Origin of the sequence: Pseudoalteromonas sp. NZS100_1, from assembly GCF_015864285.1 — a bacterium.
GTDB classification, from domain to species: domain Bacteria; phylum Pseudomonadota; class Gammaproteobacteria; order Enterobacterales; family Alteromonadaceae; genus Pseudoalteromonas; species Pseudoalteromonas arctica.
The window spans coordinates 1-25121 of record NZ_JADYXN010000026.1; the positions used below are offsets into that span (position 1 = coordinate 1).

25 protein-coding genes, 2 tRNA genes and 1 riboswitch are annotated in these 25121 nt (G+C 39.5%); of the genes, 5 read left to right on the forward strand and 22 right to left on the reverse strand.

Features of this window, described 5'->3' with window-relative positions; all coding sequences use genetic code 11:
* Positions 1–2: 2 nt before the first annotated feature.
* From I6F66_RS15650 to xerD, 8 genes are all read right to left on the reverse strand, one after another.
* A tRNA-Arg gene (locus tag I6F66_RS15650) sits at positions 3–76 on the reverse strand.
* 38 nt (positions 77–114) lie between these two features.
* Positions 115–207, reverse strand: a tRNA-Ser gene (locus tag I6F66_RS15655).
* 128 nt (positions 208–335) lie between these two features.
* Positions 336–518, reverse strand: coding sequence for a hypothetical protein (locus I6F66_RS15660; RefSeq protein WP_165727226.1), 183 nt, complete (start codon positions 516–518; stop codon positions 336–338).
* Positions 519–848: 330 nt separating this feature from the next.
* Positions 849–2384, reverse strand: a complete 1536-nt coding sequence (lysS, locus tag I6F66_RS15665; protein ID WP_165727225.1) for a lysine--tRNA ligase — start codon at positions 2382–2384, stop codon at positions 849–851.
* A 26-nt stretch (positions 2385–2410) separates the two neighbouring features.
* Positions 2411–3509 (reverse strand): peptide chain release factor 2 gene (gene prfB, locus I6F66_RS15670; protein WP_165727224.1). Its coding sequence is split into 2 segments (ribosomal slippage): positions 2411–3433 and positions 3435–3509, totalling 1098 coding nucleotides; the frame shifts between segments, so codons are not numbered across the junction.
* Positions 3510–3652: 143 nt separating this feature from the next.
* Positions 3653–5374: a single-stranded-DNA-specific exonuclease RecJ gene (gene recJ, locus I6F66_RS15675; protein WP_007583770.1), complete on the reverse strand. Its 1722-nt coding sequence runs from the start codon at positions 5372–5374 to the stop codon at positions 3653–3655.
* A gap of 81 nt (positions 5375–5455) precedes the next feature.
* On the reverse strand, positions 5456–6184 hold the full coding sequence (dsbC, locus tag I6F66_RS15680) for a bifunctional protein-disulfide isomerase/oxidoreductase DsbC (protein WP_007583768.1): 729 nt from the start codon (positions 6182–6184) through the stop codon (positions 5456–5458).
* A gap of 63 nt (positions 6185–6247) precedes the next feature.
* The gene (gene xerD, locus I6F66_RS15685; protein WP_197209472.1) at positions 6248–7174 is read right to left on the reverse strand and encodes a site-specific tyrosine recombinase XerD; all 927 of its coding nucleotides are present in this window, start codon (positions 7172–7174) and stop codon (positions 6248–6250) included.
* A gap of 94 nt (positions 7175–7268) precedes the next feature.
* On the opposite strand from xerD, the gene fldB reads away from it, so the two are divergent.
* Positions 7269–7790, forward strand: a complete 522-nt coding sequence (gene fldB / locus I6F66_RS15690) for a flavodoxin FldB (protein ID WP_007583764.1) — start codon at positions 7269–7271, stop codon at positions 7788–7790.
* 350 nt (positions 7791–8140) lie between these two features.
* On the opposite strand, the gene I6F66_RS15695 is transcribed toward fldB, so the two are convergent.
* From I6F66_RS15695 to I6F66_RS15710, 4 genes are all read right to left on the reverse strand, one after another.
* A complete protein-coding gene (locus I6F66_RS15695) occupies positions 8141–8608 on the reverse strand; it encodes a YHS domain-containing (seleno)protein (protein WP_197209473.1) in 468 nt (155 codons plus the stop codon).
* A gap of 139 nt (positions 8609–8747) precedes the next feature.
* Positions 8748–9194: a DUF2147 domain-containing protein gene (locus tag I6F66_RS15700; RefSeq protein ID WP_024596176.1), complete on the reverse strand. Its 447-nt coding sequence runs from the start codon at positions 9192–9194 to the stop codon at positions 8748–8750.
* Positions 9195–9358: 164 nt separating this feature from the next.
* Positions 9359–11068, reverse strand: coding sequence for a DUF4153 domain-containing protein (locus I6F66_RS15705; protein ID WP_197209474.1), 1710 nt, complete (start codon positions 11066–11068; stop codon positions 9359–9361).
* A gap of 61 nt (positions 11069–11129) precedes the next feature.
* Entirely contained in the window at positions 11130–11828 is a 699-nt protein-coding gene (locus tag I6F66_RS15710) for a tRNA1(Val) (adenine(37)-N6)-methyltransferase (protein WP_165727218.1), read from the reverse strand.
* Positions 11829–11903: 75 nt separating this feature from the next.
* Between I6F66_RS15710 and srmB the strand changes: the two genes are divergently transcribed.
* Positions 11904–13130 (forward strand): ATP-dependent RNA helicase SrmB, encoded by a 1227-nt coding sequence (gene srmB, locus I6F66_RS15715; RefSeq protein WP_166376491.1) that lies wholly within the window; start codon positions 11904–11906, stop codon positions 13128–13130.
* Between the two features lie 272 nt (positions 13131–13402).
* A complete protein-coding gene (locus I6F66_RS15720; protein WP_010553266.1) occupies positions 13403–13723 on the forward strand; it encodes a BON domain-containing protein in 321 nt (106 codons plus the stop codon).
* A gap of 93 nt (positions 13724–13816) precedes the next feature.
* Here I6F66_RS15720 and I6F66_RS15725 read toward each other — a convergent pair whose 3' ends face one another.
* The 3 genes from I6F66_RS15725 to yaaA all read right to left on the reverse strand — a co-directional run bounded on the left by I6F66_RS15725 (position 13817) and on the right by yaaA (position 16598).
* Positions 13817–14500, reverse strand: a complete 684-nt coding sequence (locus I6F66_RS15725) for a hypothetical protein (protein ID WP_166376490.1) — start codon at positions 14498–14500, stop codon at positions 13817–13819.
* A 240-nt stretch (positions 14501–14740) separates the two neighbouring features.
* On the reverse strand, positions 14741–15697 hold the full coding sequence (locus I6F66_RS15730) for a mechanosensitive ion channel family protein (protein ID WP_165725197.1): 957 nt from the start codon (positions 15695–15697) through the stop codon (positions 14741–14743).
* 121 nt (positions 15698–15818) lie between these two features.
* Complete coding sequence (gene yaaA, locus I6F66_RS15735) at positions 15819–16598, reverse strand: peroxide stress protein YaaA (protein WP_039488339.1); 780 nt, start codon at positions 16596–16598, stop codon at positions 15819–15821.
* 225 nt (positions 16599–16823) lie between these two features.
* On the opposite strand from yaaA, the gene tal reads away from it, so the two are divergent.
* Together tal and I6F66_RS15745 are read left to right on the forward strand one after the other, a co-directional pair.
* The gene (tal, locus tag I6F66_RS15740; RefSeq protein WP_007376481.1) at positions 16824–17774 is read left to right on the forward strand and encodes a transaldolase; all 951 of its coding nucleotides are present in this window, start codon (positions 16824–16826) and stop codon (positions 17772–17774) included.
* Positions 17775–17997: 223 nt separating this feature from the next.
* On the forward strand, positions 17998–18186 hold the full coding sequence (locus tag I6F66_RS15745; protein WP_007583746.1) for a DUF3545 family protein: 189 nt from the start codon (positions 17998–18000) through the stop codon (positions 18184–18186).
* Between the two features lie 107 nt (positions 18187–18293).
* Here I6F66_RS15745 and ung read toward each other — a convergent pair whose 3' ends face one another.
* The 7 genes from ung to I6F66_RS15780 form a co-directional block, all read right to left on the reverse strand.
* A complete protein-coding gene (gene ung, locus I6F66_RS15750; protein WP_165727213.1) occupies positions 18294–18956 on the reverse strand; it encodes a uracil-DNA glycosylase in 663 nt (220 codons plus the stop codon).
* The gene (locus I6F66_RS15755; RefSeq protein ID WP_165741362.1) at positions 18953–19813 is read right to left on the reverse strand and encodes a cobalamin-binding protein; all 861 of its coding nucleotides are present in this window, start codon (positions 19811–19813) and stop codon (positions 18953–18955) included. Before I6F66_RS15755 ends, ung begins: the two co-directional genes overlap by 4 nt.
* Positions 19813–20412 (reverse strand): cob(I)yrinic acid a,c-diamide adenosyltransferase, encoded by a 600-nt coding sequence (gene cobO / locus I6F66_RS15760; RefSeq protein ID WP_165741361.1) that lies wholly within the window; start codon positions 20410–20412, stop codon positions 19813–19815. The genes I6F66_RS15755 and cobO overlap by 1 nt, the downstream gene beginning before the upstream one ends.
* Entirely contained in the window at positions 20405–21889 is a 1485-nt protein-coding gene (locus I6F66_RS15765) for a cobyric acid synthase (protein ID WP_165741360.1), read from the reverse strand. Before I6F66_RS15765 ends, cobO begins: the two co-directional genes overlap by 8 nt.
* A 4-nt stretch (positions 21890–21893) precedes the next feature.
* Positions 21894–22898 (reverse strand): iron ABC transporter permease, encoded by a 1005-nt coding sequence (locus I6F66_RS15770; RefSeq protein WP_165727209.1) that lies wholly within the window; start codon positions 22896–22898, stop codon positions 21894–21896.
* A 1-nt stretch (position 22899) separates the two neighbouring features.
* A complete protein-coding gene (locus tag I6F66_RS15775; protein ID WP_165741358.1) occupies positions 22900–23712 on the reverse strand; it encodes an ABC transporter ATP-binding protein in 813 nt (270 codons plus the stop codon).
* Between the two features lie 162 nt (positions 23713–23874).
* Positions 23875–23999, reverse strand: a riboswitch (cobalamin riboswitch).
* A gap of 67 nt (positions 24000–24066) precedes the next feature.
* Entirely contained in the window at positions 24067–24999 is a 933-nt protein-coding gene (locus I6F66_RS15780) for a porin (protein WP_197175914.1), read from the reverse strand.
* Between the last annotated feature and the right edge of the window lie 122 nt (positions 25000–25121).

The window sequence follows — 25121 nt, forward strand, 5'->3', positions numbered from 1 at the left end:
GGTGGGCGCAGGAGGATTCGAACCTCCGACCGCTCGGTTCGTAGCCGAGTACTCTATCCAGCTGAGCTATGCACCCATACTTTAAAACTTTACAAAACACGCCATTAAAAGAAATGGTGGAGAGGGAGGGATTCGAACCCTCGATAGAGCTACAAACTCTATACTCCCTTAGCAGGGGAGCTCCTTCGGCCACTCGGACACCTCTCCGTCTTGTGGGGCGTATAATAAAGATTTCAGAAAATATGTCAAACACTTTTCTACCAAAAACGACTATATGGTTACAGATTGCACATATGCTTGGTTTAAAAGTGTAATTAGTTTGAAATTTAAGCGGGTTACGTATTTTTATTTGAAGGATTAACACCTAGCACAGGAACTAAGTCATCCGTTAACTGAGCCAAATACTGTTCTTGGTAACCTAATTGTTGAAATTCGGCAATACAAGCACGGTAGTAAGCATCTCGTTCTTGCTCTGTTGTGCATTCTTCTGATAAATCATCTACTCGTTTATCTTTCATACTATTATTCTAAGTCCTTTAAGAATCTATATTAACTGCTAAATACTAAGCAGTTTAAATTTCGTGCGTATTTTAGCTAAAACCTTTACATTAATACAACATATGTTTAAAAAACAATCATACTAAAAAGTTATAGCACTGTTAGTTTTAATATTAAAACTGCCAATAACAATAAATTGGCGAAGCTGAATTGCACATTAACCAGCACTAATAACTACATTTAATTTTTAGTGTAGTACTTATTAACTAAAATAACAAAAGCCGATTTAAAAAACAAAAAAACGCCGCTATTAAGCGGCGTTTATTAACTTACTTTGTTCTACCAAAAGCTTAGTCAGCTTGCGGACGCATATGCGGGAACAAAATAACGTCTTTAATTGTTGATGAGTCAGTAAACAACATTACTAAACGGTCAATACCAATACCTTCACCTGCAGTTGGCGGTAAGCCGTACTCAAGTGCGCGTATGTAGTCTTCATCGTAATGCATTGCTTCATCATCGCCTGCGTCTTTCTCTTCAACTTGGCGAGTAAAGCGCTCAGCTTGATCTTGTGCATCGTTAAGCTCAGAGAAACCATTTGCAAGCTCACGACCGCCAACAAAAAATTCAAAACGGTCTGTAACAAATGCATTGTCGTCGTTACGGCGTGCAAGTGGCGATACTTCCCACGGGTAGCCAGTAATAAACGTAGGTTGAATAAGCATGTGCTCTGCTGTTTCTTCAAATATTTCACACAAGAACTTACCAGGCCCCCAAACGCAGTTTTCTGGAATTTTAACGTGCACTTGTTTAGCGTACGCTTTTAATTCGTCAAAGTGGTTTTCTGGGTCATTAAATACCGCAGCATCAAACTCAGGGTTATATTTTAAGATAGCGTCCGCCATGCTTAAACGTGTAAACGGTTGGCCAAAGTCGTACTCTACTGAGTCAATCACTTCGCCGTTTTCGTCTTTAGTTGTATTAACTACAACTGCACTACCAAGTACGTTTTCTGCAACTGTACGTAGCATGTCTTCGGTGATGTTCATCAGGTCGATGTAATCAGCGTATGCTTGGTAAAATTCAATCATTGTGAATTCTGGATTGTGACGCGTAGATAACCCTTCGTTACGGAAGTTACGGTTAATTTCGAATACACGGTCAAAACCACCTACCACTAAGCGCTTTAAGTAAAGCTCAGGCGCTATACGTAAGTACATGTCGATATCAAGCGCGTTATGGTGAGTTACAAACGGACGCGCAGATGCACCGCCAGGTATAACCTGTAGCATAGGTGTTTCTACTTCCATAAAGTCACGGTCTGCTAAAAAGCGACGAATGCCTTCAACTACTTGCGAGCGAATACGGAATGTTTCGCGCGTTGCTTCGTTGGTAATTAAATCAACGTAACGTTGGCGGTACTTTGTTTCTTGATCTGATAAGCCATGGAATTTTTCAGGCAACGGACGAAGTGACTTAGTTAATAATTGATACTCAGTCATTTCTACGTATAAATCGCCTTTACCCGATTTATTTAGCGCACCTTTAACACCAATAATATCGCCAGTGTCTAGTTGACCATATTTTTCTTTAAGATCTTTTTGAACATCTTTAGATGCATACGCTTGTACGCGACCTTTCATGTCTTGAATTACAAAAAACGGTCCACGCTTTGCTAAAATACGGCCAGCGATAGACACAACTTCTTGCATCTCTACTAATTCTTCTTTGCTCTTATCACCAAACTGGGCTTGCAAATCAGCCGTGTAATGCTCACGACGGAATTGGTTTGGATGACCGTTGGCTGGGCAATTTTCGCGTATAGCGTCTAACTTGCCGCGACGCTCAGCGATTAACTTGTTTTCGTCTTGGATTTTATCAGTCATTTTTTAGCTCTTTATTAGCTTGGTGGTTATAGGCCAGATTTAAGGCTGGCTTCAATAAATTTATCTAAGTTACCGTCAAGTACCGATTGGGTATTGCGGTTTTCAACGCCTGTACGTAAATCTTTAATGCGTGCGTCATCAAGTACGTATGAACGAATTTGACTACCCCAACCAATATCAGATTTCGCGTCTTCTTGCGTTTGTTTTTCAGCATTTTGCTGTTGTAGCTCAAGCTCAAATAATTTAGCTTTTAACTGCTTCATCGCTTGGGCTTTATTTTTATGCTGCGAACGCTCGTTTTGACACTGCACTACGGTATTTGTTGGTACGTGCGTAATACGAACCGCCGATTCGGTGGTGTTAACGTGCTGACCACCCGCGCCTGATGCACGGTAAACGTCTATACGTAGGTCTGACGGATTCATATCAATTTCAATATTATCGTCAACTTCTGGATATACAAACGCAGAAGCAAATGAGGTATGACGACGACCACTTGAGTCAAATGGGCTTTTACGCACTAAGCGATGCACGCCAGTTTCGGTACGTAACCAACCGTAAGCATATTCGCCAACAAAGCGAACTGTTGCGCCTTTAATACCGGCTACGTCGCCGTCGGTCGCTTCAACTAGCTCAACTTTAAAGCCTTTAGCTTCGCCCCAGCGTAAATACATACGAAGTAAAATATTACACCAGTCTTGAGCTTCAGTACCGCCAGAACCCGATTGTAAATCAAGATAAGCATCGTTTGAGTCGTGAGGACCGCTAAACATACGACGAAACTCTAAACCTTCTAACTGCTCGTTTAAATCAGCAAGTTCAGTTTGTGCTTCAACAAAGGTATCTTCGTCTTCAGCTTCTACTGCTAGCTCAAGTAAGCCTTCAACGTCGTCTGTACCGGCTACAAGGTTGTCGATTGTTTCAACAACCGCTTCCAATGCTGATTTTTCACGGCCAAGCGCTTGTGCGCGTTCAGGCTCATTCCATACGGCTGAATCTTCAAGCTCGGCGTTAACTTCTTCTAAGCGTTCTTGTTTAAGAGCGTAGTCAAAGGTACCCCCGAAGCAATTCAGTACGTTCGCGAATTTCCTTGATTTGATTAATCACAGGATTCACTTCAAACATGTACATCACTCCAAAATGGCTAGGTAATTGCGCCCCTTAAAATGGGATTTTCGCAATAAATTATCGTCAAATGATAAAAACGCCCGATTTTAACAAAAAACCGCGCGCTTTATTAGCATTTTATGCATGATATTACATATTTTTTAGTGCACTTTTTCAAGCTCTCTAACTATTAATTGCAGCGTAAATTTACCTCTAAACTCATTTATATCGAGCTGGTACGCTACTTTTACAAACTTCGCCTCAGTATCTGGCCATTCTTTTACATCAATACCAAAAGCAATGGCATCAACTAAACGACCTGATTGATGTTTTAACACGAGCTTTAAATGCTTTTCGCCTACTATGCGCTGCTGTATTACTTCAAAGGTATGCTCAAACACCGGCTCAGGGAATTGCTGACCCCACGGGCCCGATTGCTTTAATAGCTGGGCAAATTCCATCGTAAAGCAGTCGTTTGGCAGCTCACCGTCGGTAAATACAATACAGCGTTTACTTTCCTCGCTGAGTTGCGCGCTAACAGCAGCATCAAACGCTTTTTTAAAGTCGTTAAAGTGTTGCTCGTTAATACTTAAGCCGGCTGCCATGGCATGGCCACCAAATTTATTAATCAAGTGTGGGTCGGCTGTATTAAGCCCTTCGAGTAAATCGCGCATGTGTAGCCCTTCAATAGAGCGGCACGAGCCTTTAATTTCACCGTTTTCGCCACCAGCAAATATAACTGTTGGGCGGTGGTATTTTTCTTTTAAGCGACCAGCCAAAATTCCAATAACACCTTGATGCCAATCGTCTTGAAACAAACAAATTGCATCAGGGATGTTATCGTCGCTAAATGCGAGCCTATCAAGCACGGCTTGCGCCTCGGCTTGCATGCCTTGTTCTATTTCGCGCCTTGCAAAGTTTAAGCTATCGAGCTCGCCCGCAATACTACGCGCTTGGTTTATATCGGTGCTAAGCAAGCACGCTATACCCAAACTCATGTCGTCTAATCGCCCTGCTGCATTTAAACGCGGTGCAAGTGAAAAGCCAAAGTCGCTTGCACTTAAGCGGGCAGCATTGCGATTAGCCACTTCAATTAGCGCGGTAATGCCTGGGCGTGTTTTACCACTGCGAATACGTGCTAAACCTTGGTGTACTAAGGTACGGTTATTTGCATCAAGTGCCACTACATCAGCAACCGTACCAAGCGCTACAATGTCGAGCAAGTTAGCTAAATTAGGCGGCGGTTGCTGCTCAAAATAACCTAGATCTCGCATTACGCTTCTCAGCGCTATTAATAAGTAAAAAGCAACGCCAACGCCTGCAATAGATTTAGACGGAAAATCACATTCGTGCCTATTTGGATTTACGATTGCATCGGCATTTGGCAGCTGTTCACCTTGTAAGTGATGATCTGTTACCAGCACTTTTATGCCAACCGCTTTTAAAATATCAATACCAGCAATACACGATATGCCGTTATCTACGGTGATCACTAAATCAGGCTTAATTTGCACTATTTGCTCAGCAAGCGCGGGGCTTAAGCCATATCCTAAGCTAAACCTGTCAGGAATTAAGTAATCTAAATGCTTAAAGCCAAACATTTCAAGGCCTTGCATTAATGTTGCAGTGCTTGTTGCGCCATCGGCATCAAAGTCGCCAACTATTAATATTTGGCTTTGCGCTTTTAATGCTTCAATTAATAAGTCGCTGGCTTTGTCGATGTCTTTAAACAATTTGAAGTCGTGAAGCGTAGCTACGCTGTTATTTAGCTCTTCGGCATTGAATACATTGCGGTTAGCATAAATTTGTTTAATTACAGGGTGTAAATTACTCGGCAGATGCGAGTCGTCAACGTTTTCACGCGCAATGATTAGTTTTTTCATGCAGGGTTTTAACTTATTGAGTCGTATTAAAAAGACAAAAAAAGGCCATTAAGGCCTTTTTAATAATAACTAAGCGTTTAATTACGACGCTTTGTTCGCTTCTAATGCTGCTTTTAGTGCTGCTGCTGGCTGGTAACCAGGGATCATTGTACCATCTTCTAAAATAATAGCGGGTGTGCCGCTAATACCAAAGCTTTGACCTAATTGGTAATGCTCTGCAACCGGTGCGCTACAGCCTGCAACTACTTTAGTGCTTGTGCCCGATTTAGCTTCTGTTAGTGCTTCTTGCTGATCGCGTGCACACCATACGTTCATTAAATCTGCGTAACCTGAACCTTGTAAGCCACCACGTGGAAACGCTAAGTACTTAACGGTAATACCCGCATCAAGTAAATCGTCTAACTCGCGGTGTAATTTACGACAGTAACCACAGCTAATGTCGGTAAATACAGTAATGCTGTGTTTTTCGTTTGGCGCTTTGTACACAATCATCGACTCTTCGTATTCTTTAAGACCTTCAACACGCACGCCATTTAATGCTTGCTCTGTTAGGTTATTACGATTATTTAAATCAATTAACGTACCTTGCATTAAATATTGACCGTCTGGACTTGCGTAAAGCACGCCCTTGTTAGTAATCAATTCTTTTAAACCCGTTACTGGACTTGGGTTAATTTGCTTTACAGTTACACCAAGCTCGGCAAATTTAGTAATAATAGGATCATTAGCATCTGGTGTTACAGCAACGCCATTTGCAAATGCACTAATACTTGTGCACAACATGGCACCTGCTAACATTAATTTTTTCATAACTTCTCTCTATCCTAAAAATACTTAATATATTGACCGGCTTAATGATATTTACTTTCAAACTTACGCACGCGGATGATGCTCTGCATGTACCGACTTTAACCGTTCATTGGCAACATGGGTATAAATTTGCGTCGTTGATAAATCGCTATGGCCCAACATCATTTGTACCACACGTAAATCTGCCCCATGATTTAATAAGTGCGTAGCAAAAGCATGGCGCATAGTATGGGGCGATAATGGAGACTCAACTGCTGCCAAAATAGCATAGTGTTTAATTCTATGCCAAAAGGTTTGTCGCGTCATGCCTACTCCGCGTTTAGATGGGAACACAAAATCGGTGGCATGTTTTATCATTTGCGCACGCCCACCCTTTAAAAATTGCTCAAGCCAATACATGGCTTCTTCACCCAGTGGAACTAAGCGCTCTTTATTACCTTTACCTTTTACAAACACCACTGCTTGGCGCAAATTAATTTGCTCCATGCGCAGTCCAACAAGCTCACTTACACGCAAACCCGTTGCATAAAGTAGCTCTAGCATGGCTTTATCGCGCAGTCCCATCGCTTCTTCGGTATTAGGCGCATTTAATAATGCCTCAACTTCGGCCTCTGAGAGTGTTTTAGGTAACGATTGCCCTGCTTTTGGCTGAGAAATATTTAGCATGGGAGTATCACTAATTAGTTTTTCACGCACAAAGTACTGATAAAAACGCTTAAGCGCACTAATGCTGCGCGCAGTACTACGTGGTTTTAAACCTAAGTCAACTCGGTGAGCTAAGTACCCCTCTACATCAAGCCCGGTTACCGTCATTAAATTTTGCCCTTTTAAAAATAGGCAAAACTTATCTAAATCACTGCGATAAGCACTTAATGTGTTTTCGCTTACGCCTTGTTCTAAGTACAGGCTATCTAAAAAGGTTTCTAGGTAGTCGCTATTACTGCTCATACTGCTGTTATTTTCAAAAGAATCGTCAGATAGCGTTGTCACATTATGCTCTCATGCTTTGCTAAGGTATCAATTAAAAATACCTTACGGTAAACTTGAGCCTATCATATCAGGCAATTACACAGTGATAAATACGATGCAAATTGGTTTATTTTTTGGTTCTACTACGTGCTACACCGAAATGGCAGCAGAAAAGATTCGCGACATTATTGGTGCCGATATAGTTACCCTGCACAATATTAAAGACGAGCCACTAAAAAATGCAGAGCAGTATGACTTTATCATCTTTGGTATTTCAACATGGGATTTTGGTGAAATACAAGAAGACTGGGAGTCAAAGTGGGACGACATAGCCGACGTAAACCTAAATGGTAAAACCATTGCTTTATTTGGCATGGGCGATCAACAAGGTTACGGGCAGTGGTTTCAAGATGCGCTAGGCATGCTACACGACGAAATAAATACGCAAACATTTACTCAACTTGGTTTTTGGCCAAACGACAGTAGTTACGAGTTTGAAGCTTCAAAAGCATTAACGCCTGATGGCAAACAGTTTGTAGGACTCGCACTCGACGAAGACAGTCAATACGAGCTAAGCGACGACCGTATTGCAACGTGGGTTGAACAGGTAATGACTGAATACGGCGAAACGCTTTAATTTACTTATCAATACTGACAAATAAAAAGCAAAAAGCCCGCAACTAGTTTAGCTGCGGGCTTTTTAATTAGGGCGTGTTGATCTTTGGTGGGTGAATTTGCAGCAGTATGTTTGGTTTTTAGGCAAGGCAGAGCCTATGTAGTGTGGTTATTCCCCATAAATAGGCGATAACGCAGCATAAATGCCAAACATGCACTGCCCTCTGGGTTCTTTTTAGGGGCGATCAACTCTTTGTTGCTCGGTTTTTACTTAGCCCACTAGGTTACAAACCTCGCGCCGCGATTTAATCGCCCCTAGATTGAACAAATTTCAATCCACAAAGATCAACACGCCCTAGCAATATGAGTAATTTATTGAAACGTCATAACATTGGTTGTTTGTGGGTAGTACCCATCGGCCATAACAATGTACGGCAGTAAATTACTTAGCCATTTTTGCTGTACGCTTTGGCTGTAATTTAAGTAAAGCTTACCTTCGTGAATATAAAATGCTTCTGGGTCTATACCTACAGCGTTACCTTCATCAGCCATTGCATAAGCACACCAACCACCGTATTGCGGTGCATAACGCTTTGGGTTTTCTGCAAATGTCGTTTTGTTTTCTTCACTCGAAAAGTGCCAGTTGGCACCTAAATAACTAAACGTGTATTTGTCGCTGCCTTTAACGGCTTTATTTTGCGTAAAATAAGCAACGCTGTCGTACCCTTTAATAGCCGTGTTATTAAACCAACCCGTATTTACAGCATCATCCTTTGCATTTGCCCCACCGCTTATTAACAGTGCGCTAAGCATTATTAAAGCAACTATGTACTTAATCATCTTTTTTCCTTTATTATTTACTCAAAATTGAATGCCAATTAAATATAGCTGGCTTAGTGAGTAAGAAAGGCAAAGCGCAAAAATGATTTCAGTTAATACTTAATTATTTAACGCCCAGTGATTAAATAAGTAGTAAAACTTACTCTACTTTTAGCCAATATTGGTTTCGGTAAAAAAAGCCAATGTAGCCGCGTACCTCGAGCTTTTTACCTTCATCTTGCGGAGTTAGTTGTAAAGTGTAGGTTTTACCATTTGTTGGATCGAGTATTTCACCGTCTCCCCAAACACCATCATCTTGTGCTTTTACACCCGTGATTATAGTCATTCCTAAAATAGGCTGATCTTTTAACTCATCATCGCATTTACTACATATATCATTTTGTTTTGCCGGGTTAAGAATGGTTTCAACTTTGCCGCTTAATACACCGTTGGTTTGGGTAATACGTACATACGACTTAGCTTGGTTTGTATCCTCGTCAATCGTTTTCCAAAGCCCTACAGGCGTAATAGCAGCAAACACACCTTGGCTTGCAAAAATGGTGGCTGCTAACGTGCTAAGTAATGCTAATTTATTTAACTTTTTCATTGTGTTGCCTTTTAAATTAAGTGGCCAATGGCTAAATCATATCAGGTGATTTATAAACACACTATTAAAGCGCTGTACATAAAATAAAAAACTAAAAGAAAAAACCTAAACTAATAATCATTAGTTTAGGTTTAAGGGGCAGTAGCATAAAAAAAAGTAACGTATTACCTCACTTTAAAAACAACATCCCCTATTTTTAGATTTGAATATTCAGGCTCAACTAAAGATAATTCGTTATTATCAATCATGCTTTTAAGGTATCTAATCTCTTCAGGATTTTCGACATTCATATACCTTGAGCGCCACTTACCCATGTCGAATAACCAAAAATATGCGGTCGTATTTCCATTATTTTCGTCTATCACTATAAAATCTAGCTCATCATCATTGTTTAAATCCATGCCAATGAAATAGTAAGTATGTTCTTTTAAAGAGTTACGATCGTAAAAATGTTGTTCAGAAAATACTGCCTCTATTAAACCTTGAGGTATTAGCGCTTGTGATGGCCAAAATACACTGCGCTCAATAAAATCATCGACTGTGTGTTCAAGCGTTAAAGCAAACTCATTATTTACATACATCCTATCGACAATAGCGTATTGCTCTGGGTGACTCGTTTCAATTTTCTGTTTTAATAACTGCATAGCTAAATAACCTTGGCGACCTAAGCTGTGCTCAAAATAGTAATAGTCAAACTTTTCTATTGTTACTTTATCTGCATCTAAACGCGCTATTTGGCTGTTTGTAGATAAGCTTTGAAAATTTAATAAAGGAGAGTTAACAGCAAACATACTAACGAGCACCACCCACCCCATCACAATATTTATTTTGCTAAGCGGCTCTAGCCAATTGTCTCGCTTTGTTATAATTCCTACAAGATAACTAAACGAAAAACACGCCAATAAAAACCAAATCAAAATGCCCCAACAACGATCTACCGTTAGCCCATGCTGCTCTACCCGTAAGTAAATTCCATAGGCAGAAATAACACTATAAACTGGAAGTAACGCAACGCTTATAAAAACGAGTCGGTGCAAGAGCATGTGATAAGGACGAACTGATGAGTCATCTTTATAAACAGTGTTAACAAAAAACAACGTGAGCACCTGCAGCCACATTACTAATAAACTGCCACTTCCTGTCTCCCATAATTTATTGAGTCCGGTAAAAGGAAGTGTTGCTAAAAAACCAAGAGAAATAACTGATAAAACAGGCAATAAAAACTTAATTAAAGTTTGTAGTAAAAAAGCGATATTATCTTCAATGTTCAAAAGCTTTCTAAATATGACACTCGCAAAGGCAAATGCGAGCGTTAAAGTTGGGATCCAAAACCATTCATCTCTTAGTAGCTCAGAGAAAAATTTTATATCTAAAATATCAAATAAAGCCGCACCTAAATTTAGAATTCCCCAAAAAATAAGTACAAACAGCCAGCATTCTCCAAATATTATAAAATTACGCCAAGAGAGCTTAAACAAACGACTGTAACTAACATTTTCTGAGCTACCAAATTGTTGTATGTACATAAGGCCTTTAAAGCCAGCTATTAAACTAGTAAAAATAAAAACTGACATTAAAGTGTTATTACTTACGTACTCTTGAGGCTCTTGCTGAAAGCCAGCATACGCCCCCAATAAAGATAACAACAAGGAAAAAGGAAGGATTAAAAGCAACGACGTTTTTATATTATTTTTATTAACAGTCATTAGCATTAATAAAGGAAAGCTCATAGAAAATGTAATAAGTGAGACTAGCCATGTAGGGCTTGTTGCTGGCCACACATTGTTTTCTATACTGCTATATAAAAGAGTAAGAGCAATAGCCTGTAATACAGCAAGTGTAATTATAAAGGGTTTAGGTATCTGACTATCCATATCTGTTCTCAGCGATAAGTTTTAGTTAGTTTGCGTTATTCGTTCCTATTTTACAATTGCTTCACATTTTCAAATAAAATGCTTTGCACAGGGCTATATAATCAGCCGTGTAGGTATTATCTAAGTTTCTAATACACAGTGTTGATGATTCTATATCGCTTTTTACGTAGCTAAATGTCATTAAACTGCGGCTAATATCTTTATTTGGCGTGGCTTTCACTTGGCAATGAGTATTTAAATAAAGCCCATTTTGAGTAGCAAGCTCAATAAATAGCACGCCTTCAACTCTCGGGAGTATTAAGCTAAAGCGAGAGCTTCTATGGCTTAAACGTTTAAACGCATTAATTAACTCTTCAAAACTTAGGCCGTCGGTATGGCGTGCGGTATTACGCGCAACATTATCGCCTTTTAAACTGTGATTAAAATACGGTGGATTAGAGATAACCACGTCAAATTTAACTTCACTACTAAAGCTTTGAATAGTTTGGTGCGTAATACTTATAGTTGGCCACGGGCTATTAGCTACATTTTGTAATGCTTGGGTATAGGCGCTTTCGTCAATTTCTACCGCAGTTATATCAAGCTCATTACTGCGCTGCTTACACATTAGTGCTAGTAAGCCGGTGCCGGTGCCTATATCAAGTAATGACTTTGCACCGCTTAAATTAGCCCATGCGCCAAGCAAAATGCCATCGGTAGAAACTTTCATTGCACAGTGGTCGTGTTCAACTTTAAATTGTTTAAATACAAAACCAGACATTTTTTCACCTTTTCATTCACCAAGCGCAGCATAGCGCGTATAATCAGGGTAATTGTCCCTTATTTTAGACACTCTATGCAATTTTCTGAATTTGATCTTGATAACAAGCTACTCGATGCCATTAATAAAATGGGCTACGAGACGCCAACCAGCATTCAACAACAAGCTATTCCTGAAGCACTACAGGGGCGCGATATTTTAGCATCTGCGCCTACTGGTACAGGTAAAACAGCGGCATTTTTAATTCCGGCTATTCAGTACTTACTGGATTTCCCACGTCGTGACCCTGGTTTTGCGCGCGTACTCGTTATGACCCCGACTCGTGAGCTGGCTTATCAAATTCATGAACAATGTGAACTGCTAGCTAAACGCACACACCTAAAAATTGGTGTAGTAACAGGCGGTATTAACTACGGCACGCATAAAGAAATTTTTGAAAAAAATAATGATATTTTAATCGCCACACCAGGTCGATTAATGGAATACCTAGAAACCGAAAACTTTCATGCTGAACACGTAGAAATGCTTATTATTGATGAAGCAGATCGCATGTTAGATATGGGTTTCAAAAAAGAAATGAGCCGTATTTGTGACGAAGCTAAAAATCGTCGCCAATGTTTTTTATTCTCAGCAACACTTGAAGGTGACAGCGTAGAAAGGTTTGCTGAAAAAACATTAAGCGACCCAGCTCTATTAGAAGCCGAATCGTCACGTAAAGAAAAAGCTAAAATTCACCAATGGGTACATTTAGCCGACGATTATCATCACAAACTTGAATTATTAGTTAATACGCTAAAAAACCCTGACGTAACTAAAGCGATTGTGTTTGTTAAAACTCGCGAACGCTTAGAAACATTGATTGGCGAACTTACAACTAATGATGTAAAAGCGGCGTGGTTACGCGGCGAAATGCCACAAGACAAACGTATGAAAGCCATGGAAAACTTCCACAGTGGCAAAACAAGCATATTAGTTGCTACCGACGTAGCTGCACGTGGTATTGATGTATCTGACATCAGCCACGTTATTAACTTTGATATGCCGCGTACTGCCGACGTATATGTACACCGTATTGGTCGTACTGGCCGTGCTGGTAAAAAAGGGATAGCAATATCGCTAGTTGAAGCACACGATATTGGTATTTTATATAAAGTAGAGCGCTACGTTGAACAAAAATTAAAACGCCGTGTAATTAGAGGTGTCGAGCCACAGCATAAAGAAGCTAAGCCACCGGCTAAAAAACGTAAAGATCCAGTAAAAATGAAAGCCAAGAAAAAGGCTAAGGTTAAAAAGAAAAAGTAACCTAAAACATTTTTATACTAAGCCGACTTTTGTCGGCTTTTTAATGCAAGCCTTGCAGGCTCTGCTGTTTGTACCTGTTACATATGTAACCCAAGCATGTAACTCATACTCATTTAAATGTAATTTTTGCCCACCTGAATTCCCACTTAATAAAATCCCCTTATATTTCATAGCGTTAATATTGGCACCGAAATTGTAACTACAAAGATAACCTAGCCGATGGAATTTCCATATTGTGGCTGCACTATTCACCGTAATGTAAGGATTAAGTTATGAACCGCTTCAAGTTAACTATCGCTTTAGTATCATTTTGTTGTTTATTTTTATTAGCTTGCGCTACAAAAGTAAGTGCAGCAACCAACATGGCCGTAGTAAGCAGTGTAGCCACTCAACCTAACTTACAACAAGCTATCACCAACACCCTACGAACTAATCCTAACCTAGCGTTAAGTGATATTCGCGTGCAGGTAAAAAATGGTGAAGTAGATTTATACGGTGAAGCACAAACTGGTTTTCAGCGCGCACTGGCTCAAAAGTTTTTAGAAAATATGGATGGGGTTAAAATCATTCGTAACAAAATTAGCGTTATTTAATACGCACCACATAAACTTATTTGTATAACTAATTCATAAGCGCGGCTTGTTACTCCAACACAAGCTGCGCTTTTTTATGTTTATTTTTTGTAGTTATTTCAATTTATCTAGTTGTTGAATAACATCACTTAATTTAAAACTACTTTTTTGTGAATTAAAACTTTCAACAAAAACTTCTTTAAAACTGCTTACCGTAGAATCTTCATTTAGCTCAAAAGGAAAACCCTTAAGTTCCTTTGTTTTTGGGTTAAACTTATAAACAAAATTGTCACCACTTAAACCCGCTGAAAAAACGTAATGATGATTATCAACCCATCCTGCCGCGCCATGAAATAGAGCAATATTTATTTTATCGTTTTGAGTATGTACGCCGACTTTAACTACATTATTTTTATTGAATGCGGCTTTTGTTATCTCTTTACTGGGGATAAACCAAAACCCTTTTGTATTACCCACAAACACAGCTAAATATTCATTATCAGGTGACCAAGTGATAACGTTACTTTCATAACTTTTTCTAGGGCATAAAACATCATCTGAGCTACAAAACTCTCGTAACTTCTCTTTTTCAATATATGCCGCTTTATTTGGTAAGATTAATGTAGAGGTAAGGTTTTTGTTTTTATCGAGAAAAAGTATTTCAGCGGTATTGTTATCTATATTTAATTTATAACTCACATCATATTTAGCATTATATTCGTTACCTACTGAAATAAAGCTAATAACTAGGCTTGAAAATAAAATTATTTTTGTAAACCATTTAATCCTTAACTTCATTTGTTTGTAACCCTAATATCTAAAAAAAATACACCTTGTATAACCAATAATTGCATAATAAATAGATAAAAGGGAAACTTACCTTATAAAAAATACGTTACAAAATCTGCTGGAGAAAATAATTAATGAATAAAGAAAAGTGACTTGAACTAATTAAAAAGCGCATTTTTTACTCTGTAAAAATGCGCTGTTGGTAAGTAACTATTTCCCAATGCTTTTGCCTAATGAGCTTTAACTAAATTACTCACTTTGGTTAGAGTCAGTACCGTCGCTACTGTCTTTATTTGATGACTGCTGGCTTATTTTGTCGCTTATCATGGCATCGAGTTTTTCGCCGCCTTTAATACCAAAATCTAAAGTACGAATTGGGAATGGAATACTAATGTCAGCCTCATCGAGTGCCTGCTTAACGGCAACAACACCTTTGTGGCGTACCGTCATAAAGTCAGGCTCACCTGGGTATTTAATCCAAAACCACACCAGTAAGTTAATGCTGCTGTCGCCAAAACCTTCGGCGTATACAGCGGTTTCGTCTTTACGTATTACGAAGTCAAATTCATTTATTTTTTCGACGATGACGTCCTTTGCTTTTTCTATGTCGTCGCCGTACGAAATACCTACAGGTACTTCTATGCGCCTAACACCTAGCGTGGTGTAATTTTTTAGTACATTTCTAAATAATACTTTGTTTGGTACCAGTATTAACTGCCCATAAAAGCTCTCTATTAGCGTGTTACGTAGGTTTATAGAATGTATTGAACCAAACACGTCATCGGTTTCTATTACGTCGCCTGTTTTGAATGGTTTGCGTACACCCATAGCAATACCGGCTATTAAGTTTTCGGTCATATCCTGAAAAGCAAAACCAATTGCTAAACCAACAATACCCGCACCAGCAAGCAGTGAGGTAACAGTGCCTTTTAAGCCAACAAAATCGAGCGCTATAAATAAGCCTATACACAACACAATAACTTTAAAAATTGACGCCATTAAGTCGGCAATTTGTTTTGAGTCGAGTGAGCGGCGTAATACGTTTTTCATCAGCTTGCCAGCAAAGCGTGCCAATATTGAAAACACAATTGCGATCAGTATCGCAACTATAAAATTAGGGATATGACTTATTACAACATCAAACCACCCTCCGAGCTTTTCTTCTATTAGTTTTTCGGCTTCGTCAATTGACGGAATGCTGATCATTTTATTTGCACCTATTTAATTAGTGTTCTCATTAATATTAGATGAGATTGCAAATATAACGCCAACATCAAAAAAGCCATGCAATGCATGGCTTTTAAGTTTTTTATTTAAGCTTATAAACCTAATTTTGTTCGTCGCGCATAAATACCGGCTCAAGCTCTTTAACTGTTGCCTCTGGGCTAAAGTAATAACCTGCTACCGTAAACTCTTTAAGTTGGCTTAACTGCGTTACTTTATTTTCGATAATGTAGCGCGCCATCATGCCGCGTGCTTTTTTAGCGTAAAAGCTAATTACTTTGTATTGACCGTTTTTACAGTCTTTAAAGTGTGGGGTAATAATTTGTGCATTTAATGCTTTCTTATCTACCGCTTTAAAGTATTCGTTTGAAGCAAGGTTAACTAAGTATTGCGCGTCTTGTGCTTTTAATACTTCGTTTAATTTATTCGCTATTACGCTGCCCCAAAACTCGTATAAGTTTTTGCCACGCGAGTTTTCAAGCTTGGTGCCCATTTCTAGGCGGTAAGCTTGCATTAAATCAAGTGGTTTTAATAAGCCATATAAGCCAGAAAGGATACGTAAGTGGTTTTGTGCATAATCAAGCTCGCTAGCTTTAAGCGTGCTTGCATCTAAACCGCCGTATACATCGCCATTAAAGGCAAGCACTGCTTGTTTAGCATTACTTTGTGTAAACGGCTGCGCCCACTCGCTAAAGCGTGCTGCGTTAAGCCCAGATAGCTTGTCGCTAATTTTCATTAAACTGCCAATTTGCGCTGGTGTTAGTTCACGGCATACTTTCATGAGCTCTTCGCTGTGCTCTAGTAATTCAGGCTGAGTGAACTTGTCTGTTGCGGGTGGCGTTTCGTAATCAAGATTTTTTGCAGGTGAAATAACAGTGATCATAGTTAGCTATTGACTTGTAATTTATTTAGTGTCAATTTCAACATTAAATGAAACGAAAAGCACGTTTTGTTTAAATAAATCCTCTCTTAATAACCCATGCATTGCCGTTTTTTTATTGATCAGGACATAAGACCTATCAAGCATTGTCACACTGTTGCAGTATGGATTAGATATATTAAGAGTGATTAGATTTTTCTTTTAACTTGCTTGGAATGAGGAAAGCAAATGACTTCAGCTCTACAAAGGCTAAAACAACATTCATCTATCGTAGCCGACACTGGTGATATTGAAGCTATTAAAAAGCATCAACCAGAAGATGCAACTACAAACCCATCGCTTTTATTAAAAGCGAGCGAGATTGAAGCATATAAGCCTTACCTAGATAAAGCTTGGAGCTACGCAAAAGAAACCGAGCAAGAGCCAGCTAAACAACTTGAACTAGCATGTGATTACTTTGCCGTATTACTAGGTAAAGAAATTAGCGCTATTGTACCTGGTTATATTTCTACTGAAGTAGATGCACGCCTTTCGTTTAATACGCAAGCTACGATTGATAAAGCACATACCCTACTTAGCCTTTACGAAAAAGAAGGTGTAAGCAAAGACAAAATTTTAATTAAAGTAGCGTCTACATGGGAAGGTATTAAAGCCGCTGAGCAACTAGAAAAAGAAGGGACTAAATGTAACCTTACTTTATTATTTAGCGATGCCCAAGCTCGTGCGTGTGCCGATGCAAACGTATTTCTAATTTCGCCATTTGTTGGCCGTATTTTAGATTGGCACGTTGCTAACGGCATGGAAAAACCAACCGATCCGCTACAAGATCCAGGTGTTCAGTCTGTACGCAGCATTTTTGAATTTTACAAACGCCATGACTACAAAACAGTTGTGATGGGTGCAAGTTTCCGTAATACAGGCGAAATTATTGCACTTACAGGTTGTGACAAGCTAACTATTAGCCCTAATCTTTTAGAAGATTTAGGTAACCTTGAAGGCGCACAAGAATATTTGCTTGAAAGCGATGTTCCACAAGAGCCAAAACCAGAGCCTTTAACAGAAGCACAGTTCCGTTGGTTACATAACCAAGATGCTATGGCTACTGAAAAACTAGCTGAAGGTATTCGCTCTTTTGCTGATGCACAAGAACAACTAGAGGCGCGCTTTAAAGCAATGTAATTTGCTATAATCGTGTTTTAAAAACGTCGCAATAGCGGCGTTTTTTTATGCCTAAAATACGCTACCCCTCTATATAATCTTCATATCGACTTCATATAATCCTCGTATAAACCTTCATCAATTAATCACACTTATGTAACATAACTGTCACTTTTTTATTCTATTTTAACTAGGCCTGTGGTATAGGTATTCTTGAGGTCAATAAAATCAATAGGAGAAGTTCATGGATAGCCTAAACGATATATTAGAGATATTAGAAGGACCAGATACAACAAGGAAAACCTCTCAGAAAAATAAAAAAAGAAAATGGCGTGAAATAGAAGCAATAAAAGACAAACAGCGCCTACGTAAAGAACTACAAGAACTAGACTACTTTACAGACAGTATTGCAATTGAAGAGCTCGACTTTTAATTCAATACGCCCCAACTAAACAAAAAGGCTTCCGATATATGGAAGCCTTTTTTAATGCGCTGAAAATAGCTGCATGAGATAAATTTATTATTCAGAGCTCAGGTTATTTACACCTGCCAGTTAATCGGTTTTTCACCTTGGGCTTGTAATAGCTCATTCGTTTTTGAAAAATGCTGACAGCCAAAAAAGCCTCTATGCGCCGAAAGCGGTGATGGGTGCGGCCCTTTTAAAACATGATGGCGAGCGCTATCTATGCCTTTACCTTTTTTTTGTGCATGTGCACCCCATAAAATAAATACCACACCTTCGCAGTGTTTATTAATATGCGCTATTACATTATCGGTAAATTGCTCCCACCCTAAATGCTTATGAGAATGCGCTTGCCCTTGCTCAACGGTCAATACTGTATTGAGTAAAAACACGCCCTGATCTGCCCAGCTTTGCAGGTAACCATGCTCAGGAATAATAAACCCGCTGATATCGACAGCTAACTCTTTATATATATTTTTAAGCGACGGTGGCAGTTTTTTAACTTCAGGCAATACCGAAAAACATAAACCATGCGCTTGCCCTTCACCGTGGTAAGGGTCTTGCCCTAAAATTACAACGCGAATGTTATTAAGTGCTGTAGCATCAAAAGCGCTAAACACTTGAGGTTCAGGCGGATAAACAGCAACGCCTTCATTGCGGCGATTAGCCACATACTCTAACGTTTGTTGCATATAAGGTTGCTGTAATTCACTTTCTAAAAATGTAGCCCAATCGCTCATTGTGTACTCTTAATCTGTTTACGTGATGCGTCTATTTTATCACACATATCCGCCAGTCCATCTAGCATACGCGGGGTAAACCGATGTAATAAATCGGCATTTACGCTAATAAATTGATCATTTTTAACTGCTGGCACTTCTGGCCACTTTTGCCAATTAACAACCGGCTGTGGTGTTTTTGATTTTTCATCAGGGATAATAATAACTTGTGGCTTAGTAACAATGACATTTTCGATACTAATTTGCGGATAATCTGTAACGCTATCGGCAAATACATTACTTACATGGCATGTTTCAATCAGTTGGCTTATCCACGTATTTTTACTTACTGTCATCATAGGCTCAGCCCATAACTGATAAAATCCGGTAATATTTTTTTTATCTTGCTGGCTTTTAACAATCGCGTTTAGTTTTTGTGTAAATGCATTTGCCGCTTGCTGGCTTTGCTCAATATTCCCTGTAAATTCACCAAAAGTAAGTAACTCGTCGGCTACACCAGCGATTGTGGTCGGGTTACTTAAATATACTTTTATGCCCAGGCGCTCTATTTGGGCTAAATCTTCGCTTTGATTTCCGCTTTTCCACGCAATTACTAAGTCGGGTTTAAGCGCCAATACTTTTTCAAGCGAGATGCCGTAATAACCCCCTATGCGCTCAATACTTTGGGCCTCAGCAGGATAGTCGGCATAATCAACCGTGCCCACAATATTATCGCCCGCCCCTATGGCAAATAGGTTTTCAACTATATGTGGTGCAAGCGCGATTATTCGCAGTTTTTTAGAATCATTAGTCTGCTCTGCAAGTGCACTGCCCGATAAACTAAAAAGCAGCAGCCCAATAAAAAACGCTTTAAACATTAGTAATCAAACCCTTCAAGCGCTTTTATGCCTGAATCGAATGCATGTTTTACATTACGCACTTCGCTTACTGTGTCGGCAAGTTCGGTTAAAGTGCGGTGCGCTGCACGCCCTGTAATAATAACCGACTGCATTGGCGGGCGGTTATTAAGCGCTGTTACTACTTCATCTAAATCAACGTAACCGTAAGTCACCATGTAAGTAAGTTCATCGAGTAATACTAAATCAATACTGCTATCAGCAAGCATGCGTTTTGACTCTTGCCATGTTGCTTGGGCGGCTGCGGTATCAGCTTCTTTATTTTGCGTATCCCAGGTAAAACCGGTGTTCATTACAACAAACTCAACACCTGCACCTTGTAATAAATTACGCTCGCCACATTCCCAAGTACCTTTGATATACTGGCAAACGGCTGCTTTTTTACCATGACCTACGCAGCGTGCTACAACGCCAAAACCCGAGGTTGATTTACCTTTACCATTGCCGGTAATTACCTGAAAAATACCTTTAACATCTTGTGCGGCAGCAACACGTGCATCCACTTGCTCTTTTACTTTTTGTTGGCGTTGTTGGTGCTTATCGTTATTTTGTTCAGTCATTATTGTGCCCTTCATAAATCGAGATAATTTGCTGTATATTTAAATGCGTTTCGCACATGGTTGCTAAGCGCTCTAACTGCTGCTCGCGGTGATCGGTAATACTAATAGGATTAATGGTAGCGCTTGGTTTTACCCACTTTAAAATTTGCGATGTAGCATCGGCTTCATCAAATAAACCATGTAAATAGGTGCCTGCAATAGCATTATCATCACTAATAAAGCCATCAGTTTTAAAGCCATTTGGGTGGTTTTCGTCAAAGGTTAAAAACGGCTTATTAAGCGCTGCACCTTGGCTAATACCTGCATGTATTTCGTAACCACTACAGGGTGTTGATTGGTTATTTAAAAGTAGTGTAGCGGTTATTTTGGTTAATACTTTTTGTGTTGTCAGCGTGGTTTCAAAATCGCACAGAGCAAGCCCATTTACTTGCTTTAATGACGATTCAATACCATCGGGATCGTTGAGCGTATTGCCCAGCATTTGCATGCCGCCACAAATTCCAAGTACTTTGCCACCATAGCGTAAGTGGCGCTTAATTTGTAAATCCCAGCCTTCATTTTTCAAAAAGGTTAAATCCCCCAGCACGTTTTTACTGCCTGGTAGAATGATCAGATCAACTTCTGGGATCGTTTGCGTGTGGCGCACATAATTTATATTAATGTTTGGGTGCAAACGCAGTGCATCAAAATCGGTATGATTACTAATGTGTGGCACGAGCAGCACTGCAATATTAATTGTGGCATTGGTTACGTTATTATCAATTGCAACGGCGTCCTCAGCGTCAAGCGCTAGGTCGTGCAAATAAGGTAATACACCAAGTACGGGTTTGTTTGTGTATTCTTCAAGCCAATCTAGCCCGCCTTGCAGCAAACCTATATCGCCTCTAAAGCGGTTTATAACAAAGCCTTTTACGCGCGCTTGTTCTGACTCGCTTAACAACGCAAGCGTACCTACCAAATGTGCAAACACACCACCTTTATCAATATCGGCAATTATAATAACAGGGCAATCTACCTCTTCGGCGTAACCCATATTGGCAATATCGTTTTCACGCAGGTTTATTTCAGCAGGGCTCCCCGCTCCTTCAACAAGGAGTAATTCAAAGCGTTTAGCTAAGCGGTTATGTGAGGTAATTACTGCATCCATCGCGACTTTTTTATAGTCGTGATATTTGCCAGCTTCCATATTACTAATGGCTTTTCCGTGAATAATCACTTGTGCGCCCGTGTCGCTATTAGGCTTAAGTAATATAGGGTTAAAATCTATTTCGGGCTCTACTTTAGCTGCTATTGCTTGCAAAGCTTGCGCACGACCAATTTCGCCGCCATCTTTTGTTACTGCGCTATTAAGTGCCATATTTTGTGGTTTAAAAGGCGCAACCTTTACCCCTCGCTTAGCAAATACCCTGCAAAGGGCTGCAACTAAAGTGCTTTTACCTGCGTCGGAAGTAGTGCCTTGCACCATTAAGGTTTTCATGGAATTACACCCTTCGCTTTCTAAAAAACAATAAACTTAAAAAGAACACACTACCAATAGCAGCAGTAATAACGCCTACGGGCAATTCTTGGTTTTTTAGCAAGGAGCGCGAAAGTACATCAACCCACACCATAAATGTACCGCCCACTAAGCTGGTTACCAGTAAGCCAGCGATGGTGCCTTGGGATATAAAAAAGCGCACAATGTGCGGCACCATTAATCCTACAAACCCAATACCACCACACATAGCCACCAGCACAGCGGTAATTAATGAGCTCAAAACCAGCATAAGTATTCTAAAGCGCTGGACCCTAACACCTAATGTAATTGCGCTTTCATCGCCAAGTAACATAGCATTGAGTTGCCTTCTAAAGCTCAGCATTACAAACGTACACAATGTGATTACCAATAAAGGTAACCAAAGCGTAGCCCACTGCGCACGAGCAAAGCTGCCCAGTGTCCAAAATAAAATAGCGGCTACCGCCTGAGGGTCGCTCCAATAAAGCAACAAACTGGTAAATGCACTAAATAAAAATGACAGAGCAACACCAGCTAATAACATTGATTCTACCTGTGCACTTTGCTGCCTACCTGCAATAAGTATTAATAAACTCATAGCGAGTAAGCTGCCCAGCAGTGCTGCTGCCGATAGCATAAAGCCTGCGCTAATGCCTGCTAGCGCCATAAGTAACACCACGCCAAATGAGGCACCCGACGATATACCAAATAAGTAAGGATCGGCTAAAGGGTTGCGCGTTACCGTTTGTAAAATAAGCCCCGCAATTGCTAAGCCAGAGCCTGCTAAAAAGGCGAGTAATGTGCGTGGCATTCTTAGTTCAAAAATAATACGCGAATTAAAAGACGCATCATTTGAGAGTAAAAAGCTATTAAATACATCTTGAAGTGAGGTCTCTGCTGCGCCAAAACTAAGTGCTGCAAATAAGCTAAATAAAGCAGCTACAACACTTATAAATAGCGCAAATGATTGGCGAGTATTAACTGCGCTCATATTATTTGTAGCCATAAAAGTAAGTGATATGAGGGATGCTATTTCCCGACTTCGATATTTGCGGGTGGTTATTTACTTGGGCGCAAACACCAAAAACGTCGCCTAGCATGTTTTCGGTTAATACCTCACTTGGCGTGCCTGTATGTGTAATTTCACCGTTTTTAATAACCACTAGTTCATCGCACATTGCAGAGGCTAAGTTTAAATCGTGAAACGATGCAAATACCGTTACACCCAACGATTTAGCAAGCTCCATAACCTGTATTTGGTATTTAACATCTAAATGGCTGGTTGGTTCGTCCATAATTAATAGTTGAGGTTGCTGCACAATAGCACGAGCAATAAGCGCTCTTTGTTTTTCACCGCCTGAGAGCGATTCAAAACTTTGATCAATATGATCCACTAACCCTACGGTGTTGATAGCTTGGATGATTTTTTGTTTATCAATATTGGTTATTGAGCTAAATAGCGATTTATGAGGCGTTAGCCCAAGTGCAATAACATCAAATACGCTTAAGTTAAATTGCGAAGGGGTTTCTTGTAAAACAACCGCGACTTTTTTTGCGTACTCATCACTTTTTAGCTGCCAAATGTCGGTGTTGTTAAACTCTACAACGCCATCACTTGGTTTATTAAAACGATATAAACAACGCAATAAGCTCGATTTACCTGCGCCATTAGGTCCAATTAAACCAACAAATTTACCTGTGGTTATTTTAAGGTTTATTTTTTTGAGAATCGTTTTATTGCCAATACCCCATGATACGTTTTTAACGTTTAGTAAAGGCGTGTTTAGCGCTGATTTAGTGTGCAACAGTGAGTCCTTGGTAGGCGTGTACTCACTAACAATACAGCTAACAATAACTAGTGCATTAATAAAAATGAGTAAACCCGCTCGTTAAAAAATTATACCAATCTATTTAGATATAGAACCTATTAAGCGATAAATTTAATTCGTTAAATTGTTCAAATATTTATGCTGATTGGTATTGCTCATTTGTATCTGACTTAAAGCGTTGTACTAATTACAGTTACGGGAATAGTTGAGGATTTGCACCTCATTCCAAATGAGGGTCTATTATGGGCGGGTAAATAATTTAAAGCAAAAAAAACCGCGCTCAAAGGAGCGCGGTTAAAAAGGGAGTGTTCTAACTAATTAGACTAGTCGTTAAAACTTGTATTCCATACCTAAGCCTACGTAATCTTGGTCAACATTGTTGTCCATGTCAAAGCTTGAGTAAAAACCAAATACTTTAATGTTTTTATTTAATTTGTGATCAAGACCAACTGAAATTGCTGACTTATCGTCGCTGTCGTCAAAGTCCATATCTTGGTATTGCACTTTAAATGTGTTGCTACCCATGCTGTAAGCAGCATTTAGCAAGTAACCATCCGCTTCTGCGCTGCCATCTACTGCTTCTTGTGTTTGGTACATTGCACCCAATTTAAAGTTTTCGATTTTACCTTGGATTGATGCACGCACTACGTCGTAGCCATTTACTTCACTATCGGCTGCAATAGAGGCGTATACCGCGCTCTTTTTAAGAGCCACGTCACCGTATGTCACCGCCATTGAATAACCGTTATCAGCGTCTACATCGTCTTCAGCTACAAAAGTAGCAAGTACTTTAAAGCCTTCGTATGAGTTTGATGAGTAGCTAACTGTGTTTCCTAAGCGGTTTTCACCTTTAAATACATTTTTAATATCGCCTTCAAGGTCGTTAAATAAATCTAACTTACCTTGAGATTGCTTAAGCGCAGTATCGTTACGACCAATTACAACCTGACCAAACGCACCTTTTAAACCAACGTATTGGTTACGCGCAGAAATATTGTCGTCGTTATCGCCTTTTGAATCAGCATCAGACACATCAACTTGAAACTCAAACTTATATACCGCTTCTAAACTATCATTTATTTTTTCAGAACCTTTAATACCAAGACGAGATGCATTACTTTTTATCTCGGTAAAAGACCCTTCGCCATCATCAGATGATTGCACTGTTACATTCGCTTTACCGTAAATGTCTACGTCGGCAAGTGCATTAAAAGATAAACCACTTAATAGTGCTAAGCATAAGCTCGATTTTACAAATTTCATGTTATTTCCTTGGATAATCACAAAAGACTAATTTTCAAAACTGCTGCATTTTGTCATTCCTAAATGACAGTAATATTACAATAGAAATATTACTGTCTTTTTTTGTTAATAAAAATGCATTA

Coding starts and splice junctions, on each gene's coding strand:
- srmB (WP_166376491.1), top strand. CDS start 11,904: ATGCAATTTTCTGAATTTGATCTTGATAACAAGCTACTCGATGCCATT.
- I6F66_RS15695 (WP_197209473.1), bottom strand. CDS start 8,608: ATGATTAAGTACATAGTTGCTTTAATAATGCTTAGCGCACTGTTAATA.
- I6F66_RS15770 (WP_165727209.1), bottom strand. CDS start 22,898: ATGAGCGCAGTTAATACTCGCCAATCATTTGCGCTATTTATAAGTGTT.
- fldB (WP_007583764.1), top strand. CDS start 7,269: ATGCAAATTGGTTTATTTTTTGGTTCTACTACGTGCTACACCGAAATG.
- I6F66_RS15705 (WP_197209474.1), bottom strand. CDS start 11,068: ATGGATAGTCAGATACCTAAACCCTTTATAATTACACTTGCTGTATTA.
- I6F66_RS15755 (WP_165741362.1), bottom strand. CDS start 19,813: ATGTTTAAAGCGTTTTTTATTGGGCTGCTGCTTTTTAGTTTATCGGGC.
- I6F66_RS15660 (WP_165727226.1), bottom strand. CDS start 518: ATGAAAGATAAACGAGTAGATGATTTATCAGAAGAATGCACAACAGAG.
- I6F66_RS15725 (WP_166376490.1), bottom strand. CDS start 14,500: ATGAAGTTAAGGATTAAATGGTTTACAAAAATAATTTTATTTTCAAGC.
- I6F66_RS15710 (WP_165727218.1), bottom strand. CDS start 11,828: ATGTCTGGTTTTGTATTTAAACAATTTAAAGTTGAACACGACCACTGT.
- cobO (WP_165741361.1), bottom strand. CDS start 20,412: ATGACTGAACAAAATAACGATAAGCACCAACAACGCCAACAAAAAGTA.
- yaaA (WP_039488339.1), bottom strand. CDS start 16,598: ATGATCACTGTTATTTCACCTGCAAAAAATCTTGATTACGAAACGCCA.
- I6F66_RS15765 (WP_165741360.1), bottom strand. CDS start 21,889: ATGAAAACCTTAATGGTGCAAGGCACTACTTCCGACGCAGGTAAAAGC.
- I6F66_RS15730 (WP_165725197.1), bottom strand. CDS start 15,697: ATGATCAGCATTCCGTCAATTGACGAAGCCGAAAAACTAATAGAAGAA.
- dsbC (WP_007583768.1), bottom strand. CDS start 6,184: ATGAAAAAATTAATGTTAGCAGGTGCCATGTTGTGCACAAGTATTAGT.
- tal (WP_007376481.1), top strand. CDS start 16,824: ATGACTTCAGCTCTACAAAGGCTAAAACAACATTCATCTATCGTAGCC.
- ung (WP_165727213.1), bottom strand. CDS start 18,956: ATGAGCGATTGGGCTACATTTTTAGAAAGTGAATTACAGCAACCTTAT.
- I6F66_RS15745 (WP_007583746.1), top strand. CDS start 17,998: ATGGATAGCCTAAACGATATATTAGAGATATTAGAAGGACCAGATACA.
- recJ (WP_007583770.1), bottom strand. CDS start 5,374: ATGAAAAAACTAATCATTGCGCGTGAAAACGTTGACGACTCGCATCTG.
- I6F66_RS15700 (WP_024596176.1), bottom strand. CDS start 9,194: ATGAAAAAGTTAAATAAATTAGCATTACTTAGCACGTTAGCAGCCACC.
- lysS (WP_165727225.1), bottom strand. CDS start 2,384: ATGACTGATAAAATCCAAGACGAAAACAAGTTAATCGCTGAGCGTCGC.
- I6F66_RS15720 (WP_010553266.1), top strand. CDS start 13,403: ATGAACCGCTTCAAGTTAACTATCGCTTTAGTATCATTTTGTTGTTTA.
- I6F66_RS15780 (WP_197175914.1), bottom strand. CDS start 24,999: ATGAAATTTGTAAAATCGAGCTTATGCTTAGCACTATTAAGTGGTTTA.